Annotated in this window: 19 protein-coding genes; 3 read left to right on the forward strand and 16 right to left on the reverse strand. The window is 53.0% G+C overall.

Features of this window, described 5'->3' with window-relative positions; translation table 11 throughout:
- Positions 1-123: 123 nt before the first annotated feature.
- Positions 124-588 carry a hypothetical protein gene (locus tag RBH33_RS09880; RefSeq protein ID WP_306732014.1) on the forward strand — a complete coding sequence of 155 codons (465 nt, stop codon included), beginning with the start codon at positions 124-126 and terminating at the stop codon, positions 586-588.
- A gap of 30 nt (positions 589-618) precedes the next feature.
- On the opposite strand, the gene RBH33_RS09885 is transcribed toward RBH33_RS09880, so the two are convergent.
- Positions 619-1683, reverse strand: coding sequence for a serine hydrolase (locus tag RBH33_RS09885; protein ID WP_306732015.1), 1065 nt, complete (start codon positions 1681-1683; stop codon positions 619-621).
- A gap of 182 nt (positions 1684-1865) precedes the next feature.
- Between RBH33_RS09885 and RBH33_RS09890 the strand changes: the two genes are divergently transcribed.
- A complete protein-coding gene (locus RBH33_RS09890) occupies positions 1866-3020 on the forward strand; it encodes a DUF418 domain-containing protein (protein ID WP_306732016.1) in 1155 nt (384 codons plus the stop codon).
- A gap of 13 nt (positions 3021-3033) precedes the next feature.
- Here RBH33_RS09890 and RBH33_RS09895 read toward each other — a convergent pair whose 3' ends face one another.
- From RBH33_RS09895 to RBH33_RS09915, 5 genes are all read right to left on the reverse strand, one after another.
- Positions 3034-3870, reverse strand: a complete 837-nt coding sequence (locus RBH33_RS09895) for an ATP-dependent Clp protease proteolytic subunit (RefSeq protein ID WP_306732017.1) — start codon at positions 3868-3870, stop codon at positions 3034-3036.
- A gap of 229 nt (positions 3871-4099) precedes the next feature.
- Positions 4100-4963 (reverse strand): CPBP family intramembrane glutamic endopeptidase, encoded by an 864-nt coding sequence (locus RBH33_RS09900; RefSeq protein ID WP_306732018.1) that lies wholly within the window; start codon positions 4961-4963, stop codon positions 4100-4102.
- A 28-nt stretch (positions 4964-4991) separates the two neighbouring features.
- Positions 4992-5330: a hypothetical protein gene (locus tag RBH33_RS09905; protein WP_306732019.1), complete on the reverse strand. Its 339-nt coding sequence runs from the start codon at positions 5328-5330 to the stop codon at positions 4992-4994.
- Positions 5327-5869 carry an RNA polymerase sigma factor gene (locus tag RBH33_RS09910; protein WP_306732020.1) on the reverse strand — a complete coding sequence of 181 codons (543 nt, stop codon included), beginning with the start codon at positions 5867-5869 and terminating at the stop codon, positions 5327-5329. Before RBH33_RS09910 ends, RBH33_RS09905 begins: the two co-directional genes overlap by 4 nt.
- A 12-nt stretch (positions 5870-5881) precedes the next feature.
- A complete protein-coding gene (locus tag RBH33_RS09915) occupies positions 5882-6520 on the reverse strand; it encodes a DUF6249 domain-containing protein (RefSeq protein WP_306732021.1) in 639 nt (212 codons plus the stop codon).
- Between the two features lie 250 nt (positions 6521-6770).
- Here RBH33_RS09915 and RBH33_RS09920 point away from each other — a divergent pair, with 250 nt between their 5' ends.
- Positions 6771-7547, forward strand: a complete 777-nt coding sequence (locus RBH33_RS09920; RefSeq protein ID WP_306732022.1) for a GIN domain-containing protein — start codon at positions 6771-6773, stop codon at positions 7545-7547.
- Between the two features lie 56 nt (positions 7548-7603).
- On the opposite strand, the gene glmU is transcribed toward RBH33_RS09920, so the two are convergent.
- The 10 genes from glmU to RBH33_RS09970 all read right to left on the reverse strand — a co-directional run bounded on the left by glmU (position 7604) and on the right by RBH33_RS09970 (position 16232).
- Positions 7604-8971: a bifunctional UDP-N-acetylglucosamine diphosphorylase/glucosamine-1-phosphate N-acetyltransferase GlmU gene (glmU, locus tag RBH33_RS09925; RefSeq protein WP_306732023.1), complete on the reverse strand. Its 1368-nt coding sequence runs from the start codon at positions 8969-8971 to the stop codon at positions 7604-7606.
- Positions 8972-9195: 224 nt separating this feature from the next.
- Positions 9196-9627: a F0F1 ATP synthase subunit epsilon gene (locus RBH33_RS09930; protein WP_306732024.1), complete on the reverse strand. Its 432-nt coding sequence runs from the start codon at positions 9625-9627 to the stop codon at positions 9196-9198.
- 51 nt (positions 9628-9678) lie between these two features.
- Entirely contained in the window at positions 9679-11058 is a 1380-nt protein-coding gene (atpD, locus tag RBH33_RS09935; RefSeq protein ID WP_306732025.1) for a F0F1 ATP synthase subunit beta, read from the reverse strand.
- A gap of 86 nt (positions 11059-11144) precedes the next feature.
- Positions 11145-12011 (reverse strand): F0F1 ATP synthase subunit gamma, encoded by an 867-nt coding sequence (atpG, locus tag RBH33_RS09940; protein WP_306732026.1) that lies wholly within the window; start codon positions 12009-12011, stop codon positions 11145-11147.
- A 52-nt stretch (positions 12012-12063) separates the two neighbouring features.
- Positions 12064-13605, reverse strand: coding sequence for a F0F1 ATP synthase subunit alpha (gene atpA / locus RBH33_RS09945; protein WP_306732027.1), 1542 nt, complete (start codon positions 13603-13605; stop codon positions 12064-12066).
- A gap of 16 nt (positions 13606-13621) precedes the next feature.
- On the reverse strand, positions 13622-14158 hold the full coding sequence (locus RBH33_RS09950; protein ID WP_306732028.1) for a F0F1 ATP synthase subunit delta: 537 nt from the start codon (positions 14156-14158) through the stop codon (positions 13622-13624).
- Positions 14159-14170: 12 nt separating this feature from the next.
- Complete coding sequence (locus tag RBH33_RS09955) at positions 14171-14641, reverse strand: F0F1 ATP synthase subunit B (protein WP_306732029.1); 471 nt, start codon at positions 14639-14641, stop codon at positions 14171-14173.
- A gap of 60 nt (positions 14642-14701) precedes the next feature.
- Complete coding sequence (atpE, locus tag RBH33_RS09960; RefSeq protein ID WP_306732030.1) at positions 14702-14920, reverse strand: F0F1 ATP synthase subunit C; 219 nt, start codon at positions 14918-14920, stop codon at positions 14702-14704.
- Between the two features lie 91 nt (positions 14921-15011).
- The gene (atpB, locus tag RBH33_RS09965; RefSeq protein WP_306732031.1) at positions 15012-15896 is read right to left on the reverse strand and encodes a F0F1 ATP synthase subunit A; all 885 of its coding nucleotides are present in this window, start codon (positions 15894-15896) and stop codon (positions 15012-15014) included.
- Between the two features lie 27 nt (positions 15897-15923).
- The gene (locus RBH33_RS09970) at positions 15924-16232 is read right to left on the reverse strand and encodes a hypothetical protein (RefSeq protein WP_306732032.1); all 309 of its coding nucleotides are present in this window, start codon (positions 16230-16232) and stop codon (positions 15924-15926) included.
- Positions 16233-16609: the final 377 nt, after the last annotated feature.

Below are 16609 nucleotides of genomic sequence, written 5' to 3' on the forward strand. Positions count from 1 at the left end.
GAAACATATTGTACCGAAACGAAAGATAAGAGCAAGGGACTCGGGTGCCGCCTGACGGGGAGCTAGAAAATATTTATACTGGTGCTAACCGTTCGGTCACTGACTAAGCTAAGGAGTACTAGCATGGTGATGAAGCCCGAAACCATGAACGACATACTGGAGATCACCCAGAAACTGCACCGACAGTTGGCAGACAATCTGGTCTCCAGCGCCGACCAGTCGCCCCCAGAGCGAGAAAAACTGCTGCTCGAGTACCTCTCCGAACACGAGGATACACTTGCCAGAACCCTGGATACTTTCCAAAAGGAGAGCGATCTGGGCCCGCTGGACACCTGGTTTTACACCTATACGGACCGACACAATATCGTTGAGCGGGATCTCAGCAAAATACCCTTTGGCGAGATGGATACCGGTGAAATAGCGGCTGAAATTGCCAATCTTCACGATCAGCTGATCGACTTGTACTCACACTTGTATGAGCGCGCTGAAAGCGATTCCGCCAGAAAGGTGTTGTCACAGTTGCTGGATGTGGAAAAAAGTAAGGGCAAATTGATCAGTTACGAGTCCGGGCAAAGCGGAGATTTTTAAGCCCGGACCCGAGCCGATGGGACAGGCGGTTCAGTCAACCACTAAACCGGCCTCGGTAAGGGCTGCGCCTATGCTGGCGAAAGCTTTTTCAGCATTCGCTATCTGGCCGTACTGCTCCGCACAGGTCGCCACGATCACCGCATCTTCCGGCTTGTGCGCATTCAATATGCCCACGTTACAGGCACGCGCTACCTGTGTGCCGGTTTTGTGGGCGAGTACCGCATCCCCCGGCAGGCCAGCCTGAAGACGCGCCCGCCCGGTGCTGACGTTTTTCATATAGCCCAACAGCCGTTCGGTGTTTTCCTCATTCAGGTATTCACCCTGAATCAAACGCTCCAGCACTTCCCCCATGGCCACCAAACTGCCGGAGTTTTTGCCGTGTTTGTAGTACTGCTCGAACGCTTCCCCATAACTGGACAGTTCCGTATCGTCGGCAGACAACCCGAGCTTTTCCAACAAGGTTTCGAAGCGCGCGGAGTGCGGGGATGCTCTACGAATGTCCATAATGTCGGCATTGCTTAACGACTTGGCGCTGCCATGAACTTCACTGTAGGTGTCGTGACGTACAGCGACAATCGTAGTGATCGGGCCAAAGCCCTCGGACGAAATTCGCGCTTGCACGTGCTTATTAAAGTCGTCTTCTCCGATAAAACGGATCAGCATGTCAGTGGCGGTGCTGTCACTGTCCTGGATGGAGTTTTTATTCAACTCGTCGATCGTGTAACGACTTCCCGGTTGTGCGAGAAGTAATTGGCCGGAGCCGTCGATGAAATCCGAGCTCTGCAACTCCAGCTTGTGTTCCCTATCAAAAACACCGTCTTCCTCTAGCTGCAATACGGCGATGCCCAAAGGGATTTTCGTTGTAGACGCCAAGTACCAGTCCCGGTCCGTTCGATGATTGACTTCAGCACCGTCCGAGAGCCGCTTGATGTAGACACCAAGATTTCCCGGCATCTCATCGTCAATGCGTTGCATTTCTTCCGCCATACCGGACAGATCAGCCAGTGCCGATAAGGGTGCCAATAGAACCAATGGCAACAACGCCGGTCGCAAAACATGTGAGGTGAAGGATCGAACAGCTCGGGGTAAGCGCATTGGAAAACAGCTCCGGTAAGCAAATTGAAAAAGTCTTGCTTTTGGCTGCCGCTCGCGGTGAAGGACGCCATGCAAATTCTAGGGGTCCGACTACGGCCTGTTGCGTTTGGTTCCCTTGTCTTGAGGGGGTCTTGTCTCGGCCAACGTAACTAATGTGGAATTCGACGGCAGGGAGTTGCTCAATGACCAACAGCGGTCGCATTGAAAGCCTGGATGCTTTAAGGGGCTTTGCCCTTCTGGGAATCCTGGTGGTGAACATTCAAATGTTCTCCGGCTGGGGATTTCTTGGCACCGAAGGCCGCGCAAGTTTATCCTGGTCCGATTTCGATTCGGAGATTCATCGATTTCTAACCATCGTCGCCCACGACAAATTCTACAGTTTGTTTTCCCTGCTGTTTGGCTACAGCTTTGTTATGTTAGCGGGGAAAAAGGGCGGCCGCTATCATCTTCGCCGCATGGTCGGGCTAATGGTGATTGGGCTTGCTCACGCGGTATTTTTGTGGCCCTGGGACATCTTGTTTCTCTACGCGTTTTTAGGGCTGTTTCTTACGCCGTTCTTGAACGCTAAGGTAGGAACTCTTTGGGTCGCCGTAGCCCTACTTTTATTGATTACTGCCGTGGGACGCTGGTTGATTCTTACCTTTGAACCAGCCGGGGGTTGGAGTACCGTCTATGTAGAGCAGCTGCAAGCCGGCGTACCGGATATGGCACGTGGCACTTACGGTGAAGTCGTGGGAACCAACGCACTCTTGTCCTTGGGGATTGCCCTGGACCGCATCGAAGACCTTCAACCTCTGCGAGTGTTAACCATGTTTCTCATCGGCGCTGTGGGCGCTCGATTGCACTTGGCTGAAGCAGACAATGCCTACCGGAAACCGTTGCTACTGGTTGCCTTAGCCGGGCTCCCTGTAGCCCTGGTGATAGCATCACTCGAACGAATGCTGATCTTTGGCGATGGTATATACAGTTGGTTATTCGTGACGCTGGAAACCATAGCCGCGCCACTAACAGCTGTAGGCTATGCGGCGTTATTGACACTGTGGTGGAACAACAACGGTCCAGTGGCGGCCGGGGTTCGATCTACCTTTGCGCCCGCAGGGCGCATGGCACTGACCAATTATCTGGCCCAGTCTGCGTTTTGCGTCCCAGTGTTTTATGGCTTTGGGCTTGGCCTGTTCGCCGAGTTTTCTCTGGCTAAGTTACTGTTATGGTGCTTGGGCATTTTTGTTATGCAGTTGATCGCCAGTCGCCTATGGCTAAGTTGTTTTCGCCAGGGGCCGATGGAGTGGCTGTGGCGCTGGCAGATCCAGGGTTCGCGGCCTCCTTTCGTAAAGTGAAGCCGCGAATGACTCAATCCCAGTAGCAGATGACTGGTTCTAGATCCCGTAACAATGGAATCGAATCGATTTCCTCCTGTGAGGTAGGGCCTTGATAGACGGTGTATTCATAGCCAAACGTGCTGAGCTTTTCGGGAGAGTAAACCCGCATGTGCGTTCTTGGTGGACAGTGTTTAAGACGCTCTTCCTCTGGCATATAGGCGTACAAATCCATCCAACGAAAAAAGTGTCGACTTACGCCGGCCCGCTCCATGAGGGTTTCCTGACGGTCTACTTGGCGTTGTAAATCTTTGCGGATGGCTTCGATGTTTTCCTCGGCTCCTTCTTGGCCTTTCAGTTCATAGATGTGATACACCTCATCCGCAACATCACTAAGAATATCCATCTGCGCGCCGCCGTGAAACATAACAAGGCCGTGATCCAACACAATCTTCCGATCGCCAACGGGAAGAATGTAATTTGCGCAGGCGGATGCACAGTACTCATGAACCACCACGGTACTGTTTTTGGAGAGCAGCCATTCGGCGATGGTCATAGCGGAATCGATTTCGCCGCCAGGGGAGCGAATTACCATGATCACATCGTCATTCATTTCCACCGCTTCAATGACAGACATAACCTTTCGGTCGTCACCTAACGTGAAATTTCCATCTAAGCATAAGACATCACCGCGCACACTAAACAGAAGCGGCGTCTGTACTGTGCCCGCCAACTGCAGGTCGCCATTGTCCTCCATCCAATCGATGCAGTAGTCAATAGCCGACTGTTCGCGGTCGTAGAATTTGTCGACGGTAACGCCGTGCACGTGAAGAGAAAGCACTGTGAGACTGAGCAGACAGATTTTTGCCATTAGACACCGCATAAACAGCTCCCTCGTTAATGCCGTGGTGATTTGGAATTCAAAACGTTAGAACAACGGATTGCCTGTGTCGAGGAAAAATTTCCGTTTGATGAACACTTGACGCCGGAGGTTATTTTTTGGCGTGTCCATCAAACCAGAGGGGGGAATTGAACGCTGCCCATTCCTTCGGTGGCATTGCAGTTACCCATAGTTTCGTTGGTCCAAAGGTATCTGAACGCTAATCCAGAGCTGCTCTCAGAGAGCGTTTTTCAGCCACTCGTTTCTGACAGAAACGAACAGCTCCTGCGATGAAGATCAGCATCCAGATTACCGCCACATAAACTAAGTACATGGTCTGTTTACTTTCAGTACCTATGTCCGGAAAGAGCATGGCGGTTGTGGTGCCACTGGCGTTCATACTCAGGTGAAGTATCACCGCGATCAAGACACTTCCCGAAGTGTGACGAAACATCCAGGTATAGATGAAGCTGGAGCCGATTACCGCCAACAGAAAAAGACCAACAGAAAAGATGGTGATTGGCAAACCACTTACGGCGGTGCCGGTTTCGGCCCAAAACAAAGGTGCGTGCCAAATAGCCCAAATGATCCCTATCAAGATACTGGATGCGACAAAATGATTTTTAGTGTCCAGGCAGGGGAGGGCGAAGCCACGCCAACCCAACTCTTCTGCCAGCGGTCCAAGCACGATCGACACTACGACTACTACGGGAATCCAAGGCAAAAGACCAAGATTGATCTGACCTAATTCTCCTCCCAACAGTGAATAGATGGCGGTGGAGAGGGCATAAATGCCGGGACCTACCAGCAATGCTAGAGCAATCCAACGTAACCCTACTCGCCATAGAATCAATTTTTTCATTAAGGCCGCTAGGCCCGCTCGACCATCAAAGTACCAGGTCAATACCACTGCCGCGATCGTTGGACCGTAGGCGCCCAGAAAAAACAGGACTAGAGTGCTCGCTGAAGACTGAAACAAATTTCCATCTATGTCCATGATGATGGGAAGCCAGCAGGCCCAGGAAATACCATAGGCCAGAAGGGTAAACACCCACAATCTAGAGTTGTCCATAAAGTTTTTCATTCCAATAATTTCCCTTTTGATTAAGGAGTTATACCAAGTCCATTTCTCGGGCGAGCCACGTGAAGCTGGCTAAAAGAATACCAGCGGATATAGCCGCACCCGTCTTTAGCAGCGTTGTCGGATCGGCGGTAAGCACGAAATGCAAAAGTTGCATGGCGTTTTCCACAAGCGACAGCTGGCTGAGAACCAGTAACCCGATCAAAAGTACTGGCAGTAAGGTCAGAGGCCGTTGCCACCAAGAGTGGGTTGGCTTGGGCGCAGGCAGCTTTGCCAGCACTTGCTCGGTAAATCCGTCGTCAGCCGGGTAGGTTTGCTTCGCGCTTAGCTCCCGAGACAGGAACTCTTCGAAGTTATCTTTTCGGTTCATTCGTCGTTACTCCAAGAAGCGAGTAGTTGCTCCAGTTTCTGCTTGCCGCGCAGCACATGGGTTTTTACGGTTCCAAGAGGCACGCCCATGATTTCCGCCACCTCGCTGTGGGAAAACCCATCCTCGAAACTCAGTTTTATGGCCAGTTGTTGGGGTGCGCTTAGCTGACGGATGGCCGCCTCGACATCTCTCTTTACGGCAAAATCGTGTACTTCATTGCTTGCTTCATCTTGCTGGTCGCGCTCGTCCAACTGGCACCACTGAAGTTTTTTGGCGCGCCAGCGATTGGCAGCGATGTTGAACGTAATGCGGTACAGCCAAGTCGAAAATTTGGCCTCGGCTCTGTAGGCAGGAAGTGCAGCGTAGGCTTTGATAAACGCCTCTTGAGCCAAATCGTCCGCCAAGTGATGATCGCCATCACAGAGCCGTCGCGCCCAGGTGCGCAGCTGTGATTGGTAGCGCAAGACCAACTGCGCAAACGCGTGCTGATCCTGTTTGGCCACCACTCGGGCAATCAGCGCCTGATCGGAAATTGACATGGAGCCCTGTTCCTAGGCCGGGTCGTTTTTTCGTGGGCTTTCCAGCTTCCAAAGCACGAGCTGGGCCCCACCTATAGCCACCAGTACAAAGCCCAGTGCACCTATGTCGAAACCCACCAAAAACGAGAGTCCCGCCACCACGCCAATACCCAGACCGACATTTTTCACCCCTTTGCGCAGATTGTCCTCTGGGGTCGCCCGGTTATTCTGCTCGGCCAGCTCTGTCGGTAATTCGCGGCCCGTTTCCAAAGCCCTAAGGGTCAACTCTGCCTTTATTTGAGCCCGCCGGTTTTTCGACCGGTAGTGGAGAACCGCTATTACGATTATCAAGACAATTGGCCCGCCAAAAATAAAAGCAATGGCTACAATGGGAATTAAGAGCCCCCAATCGAAGCCCTCAGCGCCTTTTTCCTTTAAAGCCAATTGAAGCTGTTCAGTTACGCCTTGATCAACGCTGCCTTGGTTTCGCTCCGTGCTGGACGTTTCGATTGTCGAGCTCGCCTGAGTCTCGGCTTGGGTTTGACTTTCAACCGGTACGGGAGCTCCCGTCGGCTCCAAGCGGGTGGCGGAGTCCGCGATACTGTATCCCGCGCCCAAAAGAAGGCATAAAAGCGCTGTTTGGATGGTGCGCTTGGATAAAATGGTGGTCATGGAGCCTCTCCTGTTGATGTTCTAAGGCCTTGGACGTGCAGTCACTGCACTTTGGATTCAGGGTTCACAATTATTTTTCTAATGGACAGAGAGTTTAGTGTCTGTCGTCGATGTGAAGTACGAAATATTTACCTGAAGGTGAATCCAAAGCGGTGTTTCGTCCCGTCTAACGCTGTATCTAGGATAAGTCACTAGAGAAGCGCGGCGCCGGATTCCGGCACCAATCAGACAACCTTCAAGGTAGAAAGCCATGAAAATTCGATCGCTGTTAATAATCTGTCTATGTCTGCTGGCGCCAACCAGCGCTGTGGCAGAGGAGCTGAGCCAGTCATACGCCATAGAGAATATTCGCTATATTGAAGTCGGTCACGCCGCCAGAATCGAAATCCAACAGGGGGCAACGGAATCACTCCAAGCTCTGGGCACGGCCGACGTATTGGAGCGCGTGACCGTTGATGTCAAAGGCGATCGCTTGATTCTTGGGGTTAGGAGAAAGACGGGTAGGCTATTCAACTGGTTCGGCTCCGATGACGACATCAAATTTGTGGTTCAGGTACAGGAACTGTCAGGGTTGCAACTGAGAGGCGCAGCACACGCCGCTGTCGGCGCTCTGCAAGGCCAAAGCCTGAGCTTGGATGCCAGCGGTGCCAGCCAGATCCAGTTTGAGCGTTTGGAGTATGAACAGCTGGCTTTGGAGCTATCTGGCGCGACCCAAGCGGTAGTCAATGACGCTCATCTCAAGCGACTAACGCTGTCCGCTTCAGGGGCCTCTAAGGTGGAGCTCAAAGGCGCATCCACGTTGGACGAACTGAGTATCGACCTTAGCGGCGCGAGCAAATACTTTGGCCGCGGTTTGGATGCGATACAGGCAAGAATCAAAGCCAGTGGCGCATCAAACGCCGACATTGGCGTGATCGAATCGTTGGAGGTAAGAGCCAGCGGCGCCTCCTCTGTTCACTACGCGGGTAGGCCCCAAATTAAGCAACACACTTCCGGGGCCAGCAATATAAATTCCCGGGAAGACTAGCGAGTTTTCACGCAACAAGCCGAATCAGAGCCCTTGCGCAAAAGGGCTCGAACGGGCTATTTTTTCTTGGGTCTTTGCCATCCCTGAATATTGCGCTGTTTTCCGCGAGCAATGGACAGTTCACCGTCAGCCACTGCGCGGGTAACCACTGACCCGGCGCCTACGGTGCTACCTTTGCCCAGTTTCACAGGGGCGACCAAAGCGGTATTGGAGCCGACAAAGACATCATCCTCGATTTCGGTCTGGTATTTGTTCACCCCGTCGTAATTGCAGGTGATGGTGCCAGCGCCGATGTTGACCCCGGAACCCATGGTGGTGTCGCCGATGTAGCTGAGGTGATTAACTTTACTGCCGGCGCCGATACGAGCCTTTTTGGTTTCCACGAAGTTGCCGATCTTGGCGCCTTCGGCCAAGTGTGTGCCCGGACGCAGGCGGGCGAAAGGACCGATGGTGCAACTGGCTTCTACCTGGGCCTCTTCGATAATACTGTTGGCTTCTATTCGAGTGCCGGCGCCGATGGTGCAATTCTTCAACAGACAGTTCGGACCTATCTGAACACCATCAGCAAGCGTTACTTCGCCTTCAAACACGCAGTTGATGTCGATCACCACATCTCGACCGGCGTGCAAGGTCCCACGGCAATCAAAGCGGGTAGGGTCCATCAAGGTGACACCCTCGACCATTAAGGCGTCAGCTTGTTGCCGTTGAAAGAAACGCTCTAGCGCGGCCTGTTGCTGGCGGTTGTTAATGCCTTCGACTTCCTCAACCCGCTCGGGCTGCTCAACATGAATGCCAACACCGCTGTTGCGGGCCATGGCAATCAAATCGGTAAGATAGTATTCGCCCTGGGCGTTGTCGTTACTGAGCTGTGGCAGCCAATCGCGTAGCTGCTGAGCGGTGGCGGCGAGAATTCCGGTATTGATTTCCGTGATGCGCAACTGGTCTTCAGTGGCATCTTTTTGTTCGACAATGGCTTCCACGTGTCCCTGTTGGTCACGGATGATTCGTCCGTAACCGGTTGGATTCGGCAAGGTCATGGTGAGCAGGGCCATCTGCTGGTCGTTCACGGCCGCCACCAGGCGCTCCAATGTGGTTGCCCGAGTGAGTGGAACATCGCCATAAAGAATCAGCACTCGCGCGTTGTCGCGCAAGAAGGGTAGGGCTTGTTGAACAGCGTGGCCGGTGCCCAGTTGTTCAGTCTGAAGGACGTATTTGATGTCTTCACCGGTCAGGCGTTGTTCTACCTGTTCCGCCCCATGACCAATAACGGTCAGGAGTTGGCCGGCACCCAATTCCCGCGCCGTGTCGATGACGTGCTGTAGCAGTGGGCGACCGCCGATGGGGTGTAGGACCTTGGGCAGGTCCGAGCGCATACGCGTGCCTTTACCGGCGGCGAGAATGACAATATCCAGGGGAAAACTCATAGTGGTGTCGGCTCCTTCAACTTAGCTGCCATAACGGGTCGGTGAAAGTGGCTGAAGAAAGGCACCTGCAAGGTGTTCTGGGTGCACAAATCTATGCCGCTAGAGGGCAAAAGATATTTTCAACAATCCCTTTCTTTAAACACAAAAGCCGATAGTCTGAACCAAAAAAGGGTAGCTAGGCTACCCTTTGATGGAACATTCGTGAACGCGGTGTCCGAGCGGAGCTACTTATTGCTGCCCAGCTTCTTGCGAATGGATTGCAATGTACGCAACTGCGCTGAAGCCTCGGCCAGCTGAATAGCGGCGCGAGAATAATCAAACTCACTGGACTGGTTCGCCAGGGCTTTTTTGGCATCTTCCTGTGCCTGGAGTGCAGCGGCTTCGTCCATATCACCGGCTCGCAAAGCGGTGTCGGCCAATACCGTGACGTGGTAAGGCTGAACCTCAAGGTAGCCACCGGAGACGTAGTAAATCTCCTCTTCACCACCGTGCTTTTTGACCCGGATGGGGCCAGGCTCAAGCTCGGTAAGCAGAGGCGAATGTCCGTATATAACACCCAGTGGGCCTTCGATACCGGGCGCGACCACCATCTCCACCAGGCCGGAGAATATTTCCTGCTCTGCACTGACGATATCGCAGTGGACCGTCATAGCCATAATCTTAACCTCGGTGTTATCGCCGGGTGACTAAGTCACCCGGCGAAAGACTTACTTAGCCTTGTTGGCCTTTTCAATCGCTTCGTCGATGGTGCCGACCATATAGAAGGCCTGTTCTGGCAGAGAGTCGTACTCACCGTCCAGAATACCCTGGAAGCCCTTGATGGTGTCCTTCAAAGATACGTACTTACCGGGTGAACCGGTAAACACTTCGGCCACGTGGAACGGCTGGGACAAGAAGCGCTCAATTTTACGAGCGCGAGCCACGGTGAGCTTGTCTTCTTCAGACAGCTCGTCCATACCCAAAATGGCGATAATGTCTTTCAGCTCTTTATAGCGCTGCAGTACGGTCTGTACGCCACGGGCGACGCTGTAGTGTTCTTCACCGATGATCAGCGGATCCAGCTGACGGGAAGTAGAGTCCAGCGGGTCAATCGCGGGGTAAATACCTTTGGAGGCAATATCCCGGCTCAGTACCACGGTGGAGTCCAAGTGAGCAAAGGTGGTCGCGGGCGACGGGTCAGTCAAGTCATCCGCCGGTACGTATACCGCCTGAACGGAGGTGATAGAACCAGTTTTGGTGGAGGTAATGCGTTCTTGCAGTACGCCCATCTCTTCCGCCAGAGTCGGCTGATAACCCACCGCTGAAGGCATACGGCCTAGCAGTGCAGATACTTCGGTACCGGCCAGGGTGTAACGGTAGATGTTGTCGATAAACAACAGTACGTCTTTACCTTCGTCGCGGAATTTCTCAGCCATGGTGAGGCCGGTCAGGGCTACACGCAGACGGTTACCCGGCGGCTCGTTCATCTGGCCGTAAACCATGGCCACTTTATCCACAACCTTGGAGTCGGTCATTTCGTGGTAGAAGTCGTTACCTTCACGAGTCCGCTCGCCCACACCGGCGAACACGGACAAACCGCTGTGCTCTTTGGCGATGTTGTTGATCAACTCCATCATGTTTACGGTTTTGCCCACACCGGCACCACCGAACAGACCGACCTTACCGCCCTTAGCGAACGGACAAACCAAGTCGATAACCTTGATGCCGGTTTCGAGCAGCTCGTTGGAAGCGGCCAGTTCTTCGTAAGCTGGAGCTTGGCGGTGAATCTGCATGCGCTCTTCTTCGCCGATCTCGCCCGCTTCGTCGATGGGCTCGCCCAGAACGTTCATGATCCGGCCCAGGGTTTTGGTACCCACGGGGACTTTAATCGGCTCCTGGGTATTGCTGACTTCCAGGCCACGGCTTAAACCTTCTGAGGCGCCGAGCGCAATGGTACGTACCACGCCATCGCCCAATTGCTGCTGCACTTCCAGAGTAAGGTTACTCTCGGTCACGATCAGTGCATGATAGATTTTCGGTACAGCATCGCGCGGGAACTCCACGTCGATAACGGCGCCGATAATTTGTACGATACGTCCGCTACTCATTTCCGCTTCCTCTTGGTTTCAGATCAGGCCGATCAATCGGCTTCTACCTGAAGGATTTAACTCAAAATCAATGTTTCGGCGCCGGCTTAGGACGAAACTGCAGCCGCACCACCGACAATTTCTGACAACTCTTGGGTGATCGCGGCCTGGCGTGCCTTGTTGTATACCAACTGCAAACCATCAATCAGGTCACCAGCGTTGTCGGTAGCACTCTTCATGGCCACCATGCGCGCTGCCTGTTCACAAGCGGCGTTTTCAACCACCGCTTGGTACACCTGAGATTCGATATAACGAATCAAAAGCCCTTCCAACAGATCTTGTGCGCTGGGCTCATAGATATAGTCCCAGTTATGCTTCAATTTTTCGTTGGGTTCGGCTTCAAGGGGCAGGAGCTGCTTGATGCTGGGCACCTGCGTCATGGTGTTCACAAACTCGTTGCTCACCAGATACAGTCGGTCAATTTTGCCTTCGGAATAACCGTCGAGCATAACCTTTACGCTGCCGATCAGGTCTTCCAGCGAGGGCGCCTCACCCACATCGCGCGTAGTCGCCACTACGTTGCCGCCGAAACTGTTAAAAAACGCGGCTGCTTTGGCTCCGATCAGACAGAGATCAACCTCAACCTTGGCGTCAGACCAGCCTTTCATCGCCTTGATGGCTTGCTTGAACAGATTGATGTTCAAACCACCACACAAACCGCGGTCTGTGGACACAAGGATGTAGCCGACACGCTCAACTTCACGCGATTCGAGGTACTTGTGCTGATACTCGGGATTGGCGTTGGCAATGTGGCCAACCACCTTCCGAATACGAGTGGCGTAGGGCTTACCCACTTCCATCCGCTCTTGAGCACGACGCATCTTACTGGCCGCCACCATTTCCATGGCGCTGGTAATTTTCTGCGTACTTTTGATGCTCGAAATCTGCGTTCGAATTTCTTTTGCGCCTGCCATACTAAAAGGCCCTCAAGCGTTTTGTTGGGGTGCGCGAGAGCGCACCACCGTCTTACCCGTTCTGGCTTTTGAAGTTTTCCACCAGCTCTTTAAAGCGGGCTTCCAAGTCCTTATTCCAGTCACCTGTCTCGTTGATGCTGTCCATCATGTCTTTGGCTTCATGCTCAGCAAAGGCCAACAGGTCTTTCTCGAACTTCAGGACGTCGTTTACTTCTACATCCTTCAAGTAGCCTTCGTTGGCGCAATAGAGCATCAAAGCCATCTGCGCGACAGTCATGGGTGAGTACTGTTGTTGCTTCATCAACTCAGTCACACGCTCACCGTGATCCAACTGAGCCTTGGTGGCTTCGTCCAGATCAGAGGCGAACTGAGAGAAGGCGGCCAGTTCACGGTACTGAGCCAGTGCGGTACGGATACCACCGGAGAGCTTCTTGATGATTTTGGTCTGTGCCGAACCACCCACACGCGATACGGAAACACCGGCGTTCATGGCCGGGCGAACGCCCGAGTTGAACATCGAGGTTTCCAAAAAGATCTGACCATCGGTAATGGAGATCACGTTGGTGGGTACGAAGGCCGATACGTCACCCGCCTGGGTTTCGATCAAGGGCAGGGCGGTCAGAGAACCGGTTTTGCCTTTCACTTTACCTTCGGTAAATTTCTCGACGTAGTCCACGCTCACTCGAGAGGCGCGCTCCAACAGGCGAGAGTGCAAGTAGAAGACGTCACCAGGATAGGCTTCACGGCCGGGGGGACGACGCAGCAACAGAGAGATTTGCCGGTATGCCCAAGCTTGCTTGGTCAAGTCATCATAAATAATCAGCGCGTCTTCACCGCGGTCACGGTAGTACTCACCAATGGTACAGCCGGCAAAAGGTGCCAGGTACTGCATGGCGGCTGGATCAGCAGCGGTCGCCGCAACCACAACGGTGTGGTCCATGGCACCATGCTCTTCCAGCTTGCGAACAACGGCGGCAACGGAAGAGGCTTTTTGACCTACAGCCACGTAGATACATTTAATACCAGAGTTTTTCTGGTTAATGATCGCATCTACGGCAATGGCGGTCTTACCAATCTGACGGTCACCAATAATCAGCTCACGCTGACCGCGACCGATGGGTACCATGGAGTCAACCGCTTTCAGACCAATCTGTACCGGCTGGTCTACCGATTGACGCCAAATAACACCGGGCGCCACTTTTTCAATGGCATCGGTTTGCGTGGTCTTAATAGCGCCTTTACCGTCAATGGGGTTACCCAGAGCGTCGATCACTCGGCCTTCCAGTTCGGGACCTACTGGCACTTCAAGAATCCGGGCGGTGCGCTTACAGCTTTGACCTTCTGCCACACCCAACTGATCGCCCAACAGTACCGCGCCAACAGAGTCGCGTTCCAGGTTTAGGGCGATGCCGAAGCGACTACCTTCAAACTCGATCATTTCGCCGTACATCACGTCCATAAGACCGTGGATGCGCACGATACCGTCGGAAACGGAAACCACTGTACCCACTTGGCGGGCTTCGGCAGACACATCGAGTTGATCAATGCGCTTCTTAATAACTTCGCTAATCTCGGATGGATTCAGCTGCTGCATGCTTTGTTCCTCAATCCTACGAATTGATTGCTTTGGCGAGTTTTTCTAACCGACCGCGCATTGAGCCATCGATGACTAAATCACCCGCTTTGATAATCGCCCCAGCCATCAGGCTTTGGTCGACTACCGTATGAATGTTCACCTTACGAGCCAGTTTTTCTGTCAGAGCTTTTGCCAGTTTTTTCTCGGTGCTTTCGTCCAGCGCCATGGCAGTGGTGAGCTCAACATCCACTGCTTTCTCGTGACCAAGCTTAAGCTGATCAAAAAGGCGACTGATTTCCGGCAACAACGGCAAGCGCTTGTTTTCCGCCAGCAGTTCTACAAAATTGCCTACCGGCTTGCTGACCTCTTTGCCGCAAACATCCGTAACCACTTTAGCCTGAGCACTGGCTGTCAGCGATGGAGAAGCGATAAGACTGCGCACTTTTTCATGCTGATAGACACTTGCCAGCACGGCCAATTGCCGGCCCCAGTCGTCTAGCTTTTTGGCATCGCGCGCGTAAGAAAACGCGGCCCTGGCGTAAGGTCTAGCGAGCGTACTCAATTCAGCCACAGATCACCTCGCTTATAGATTGACTGCCAGTTTGTCGAGCATGGCTTTGTGAGCGGACTCGTCAACAGACGCTTCCAACACCTTCGCCGCTCCGGCAAGTGCCAGGGTGGAGACTTGCGAGCGAAGCTGCTCTTTGGCGCGATCCAATTCCTGATTGATTTCCGCTTGCGCGGCAATCTTGATGCGCTCAGCTTCAACCCGGCCTTTTTCTTTTGCTTCGTCGACGATCTTCGCCGCGCGCTTATTGGCCGCATCCACGATGCCGGAAGCTTCTTGCTTTGCTTCACGAATGATTTTGGTGGCGCGTTCCTGAGCGAGCTCTAGATCTTTGCTCGCCCGATCAGCCGACATCAAACCATCGGCAATGATCTTGCGCCGATCTTCGATGGCCGCCAAAAGTGGCGGCCAAACGAATTTGGTACAAAACCAAACGAAGATGGCAAAGGCGATGATTTGTCCGACAAAGGTCAAATTAAAATTCACGGCTTTACCTCATCTCTTGTTGGGTTGCCCTAACTTTGTGCCCAATGGGCGCAGGCGTGATTAAGCAACAACGAAGATAAGGATCAGGGAAATACCAACACCCATGATCGGAATCGCTTCTACCAGACCCGCAATAATGAAGAACTTGGTTTGTAGTGCAGGAGCCAGCTCGGGCTGACGGGCGGAAGTTTCAAGCAACTTACTACCCAGCAAAGACATGCCAAAAGCGGCACCCAGGGCAGCAGCAGCCAGAATAATTGCGACGGCGATAAAGATCATACGTTTCTCCTAGACTTACGTCAGTTTCAAGTTACAGTGGTTAAAGGTTGTACAAAATGTTTCCGGGGTGCTGATTGACACCCCGTTTTTATCAGTGATCCTCGTGGGCCATGGCCAAGTAAACAATGGTCAGTACCATGAAGATGAAGGCCTGCAGCACGATCACCAGAATATGGAAGATGGCCCAAGCAACTTGCAGCCCCGCCGCTAACGGCAGGAAGAACAGCCCAGCACCGAACAGAGCAGCAATCAGCAAGAAGATGACTTCCCCGGCGAACATGTTGCCGAACAAACGCAAGCCAAGGCTGATGGGTTTAGCGATCAGACCGACGATTTCCAACAACAGGTTTACCGGAATCAGTAACCAGGTATTAAACGGCGTGAAAGAAAGTTCTTTAAGAAATCCCCAGCCCTTTACCTTGATGGAGAAGAAAATCATCATCATCAACACGTAGGTAGCCATACCGAGGGTGACATTGGGATCGGTAGTGGCGGCGATTTTTTGGAATTCGACCCCAAACCACAATTCCAGCGGAAAGGGAATCAGATCGACCGGCACCAGTTTCATGAGGTTCATCATGAATACCCAGGTAAATATCGTCAGGGCAATGGGTGCGATCGCGCCGGTACGGCCATGGAAAACTTCTTTGGTGGTGTTGCCGACAAACTCGACAATCATTTCGATAAAACCCTGGAAGCGACCCGGTGTGCCGGGGGAGGCTTTTTTAGCAGCGCGGTAAAGCAAAAACATGGTCAGCGCGCCAAGACCGAATGCCCACATCAGGCTATCCACATGGAACGCCATAAAACCCATGGCTTCGGCCTCTGCGGCGCAACCGGCAAAAGCCCAGTGAGTGGTTTCGACAGTGCCGCCACCGTAACAATGCTCAGCGCCCTCCGGCAGCCTCCCATAGGTAAGGTTCACCAAGTGGTGATTAATATAATCCCCTGCGGTATCGTATTCACCTGCTGCCATGAGTTCGAAATACCTTGTTGTCACGCCTCAGCGTAGTCGTGAAATTAAAATCGGTGCTGCCAGAGCAGCCAGGGTGTTTAACGCAAATACCGTCACCATAGAGGCTGCAACGGAGACGTCCGGGTGGCTTCGCCACAACAACACCAGGCCAACCGCCAAAATGACCCACTTGCCAATCATTCCGCTAGTGGCGCCCGCCAAATAACTTTTGCTTTCTGAGTCACCAAAGCCGCGCAACGTACGCCAGATCCAGTAGCCTTGCGCCAAGATAGTAATGAGACCTGCCCACACTATACTTAAGGTGTAATCGGGCCAGAGCAGGGCAAAAACGGCCACTGCCAAAAGCCAGAGTGCACATTGAAACAGGCTCAGGTGCCATAATGCTGGTCGAGGTAAAGGCCTAGCTTGGGAGGATTTGCGCAACCCCTTCACAATTCAGCATGCCTCTAAGAGCTCGTCTGTAACCCGGCACCCAAATCCTTGGGGAGTTTCAGCCAAGATACTTGCTCACTCTGGCGCAATGTAGCGCACCAACGATTCTCGAGGAGCATGGCACCTTGGTGCTTTGCCAATGTTTGGGAGTTTGGCCACTTGGCGACGACTTCCCAGCGAAAGGCCGCAGCATTATAGGGATATTGACGCTTGGCTTCAACCGCAAGGCGTTGGGAATCGCTCGATCAAACGTGAGTAATCACTTCAAAGTCGCTTTTGAG

The sequence above is a fragment of the Marinimicrobium hydrolyticum genome (assembly GCF_030848505.1).
In the GTDB taxonomy this organism is placed as follows: Bacteria; Pseudomonadota; Gammaproteobacteria; order Pseudomonadales; family Cellvibrionaceae; genus JAVDDU01.

Coding starts and splice junctions, on each gene's coding strand:
- RBH33_RS09890 (WP_306732016.1), top strand. CDS start 1,866: ATGACCAACAGCGGTCGCATTGAAAGCCTGGATGCTTTAAGGGGCTTT.
- glmU (WP_306732023.1), bottom strand. CDS start 8,971: ATGAGTTTTCCCCTGGATATTGTCATTCTCGCCGCCGGTAAAGGCACG.
- atpB (WP_306732031.1), bottom strand. CDS start 15,896: ATGGCAGCAGGTGAATACGATACCGCAGGGGATTATATTAATCACCAC.
- RBH33_RS09880 (WP_306732014.1), top strand. CDS start 124: ATGGTGATGAAGCCCGAAACCATGAACGACATACTGGAGATCACCCAG.
- RBH33_RS09920 (WP_306732022.1), top strand. CDS start 6,771: ATGAAAATTCGATCGCTGTTAATAATCTGTCTATGTCTGCTGGCGCCA.
- RBH33_RS09895 (WP_306732017.1), bottom strand. CDS start 3,870: ATGGCAAAAATCTGTCTGCTCAGTCTCACAGTGCTTTCTCTTCACGTG.
- RBH33_RS09900 (WP_306732018.1), bottom strand. CDS start 4,963: ATGAAAAACTTTATGGACAACTCTAGATTGTGGGTGTTTACCCTTCTG.
- atpD (WP_306732025.1), bottom strand. CDS start 11,058: ATGAGTAGCGGACGTATCGTACAAATTATCGGCGCCGTTATCGACGTG.
- RBH33_RS09915 (WP_306732021.1), bottom strand. CDS start 6,520: ATGACCACCATTTTATCCAAGCGCACCATCCAAACAGCGCTTTTATGC.
- RBH33_RS09885 (WP_306732015.1), bottom strand. CDS start 1,683: ATGCGCTTACCCCGAGCTGTTCGATCCTTCACCTCACATGTTTTGCGA.
- RBH33_RS09905 (WP_306732019.1), bottom strand. CDS start 5,330: ATGAACCGAAAAGATAACTTCGAAGAGTTCCTGTCTCGGGAGCTAAGC.
- RBH33_RS09930 (WP_306732024.1), bottom strand. CDS start 9,627: ATGGCTATGACGGTCCACTGCGATATCGTCAGTGCAGAGCAGGAAATA.
- RBH33_RS09910 (WP_306732020.1), bottom strand. CDS start 5,869: ATGTCAATTTCCGATCAGGCGCTGATTGCCCGAGTGGTGGCCAAACAG.
- atpG (WP_306732026.1), bottom strand. CDS start 12,011: ATGGCAGGCGCAAAAGAAATTCGAACGCAGATTTCGAGCATCAAAAGT.
- atpE (WP_306732030.1), bottom strand. CDS start 14,920: ATGATCTTTATCGCCGTCGCAATTATTCTGGCTGCTGCTGCCCTGGGT.
- atpA (WP_306732027.1), bottom strand. CDS start 13,605: ATGCAGCAGCTGAATCCATCCGAGATTAGCGAAGTTATTAAGAAGCGC.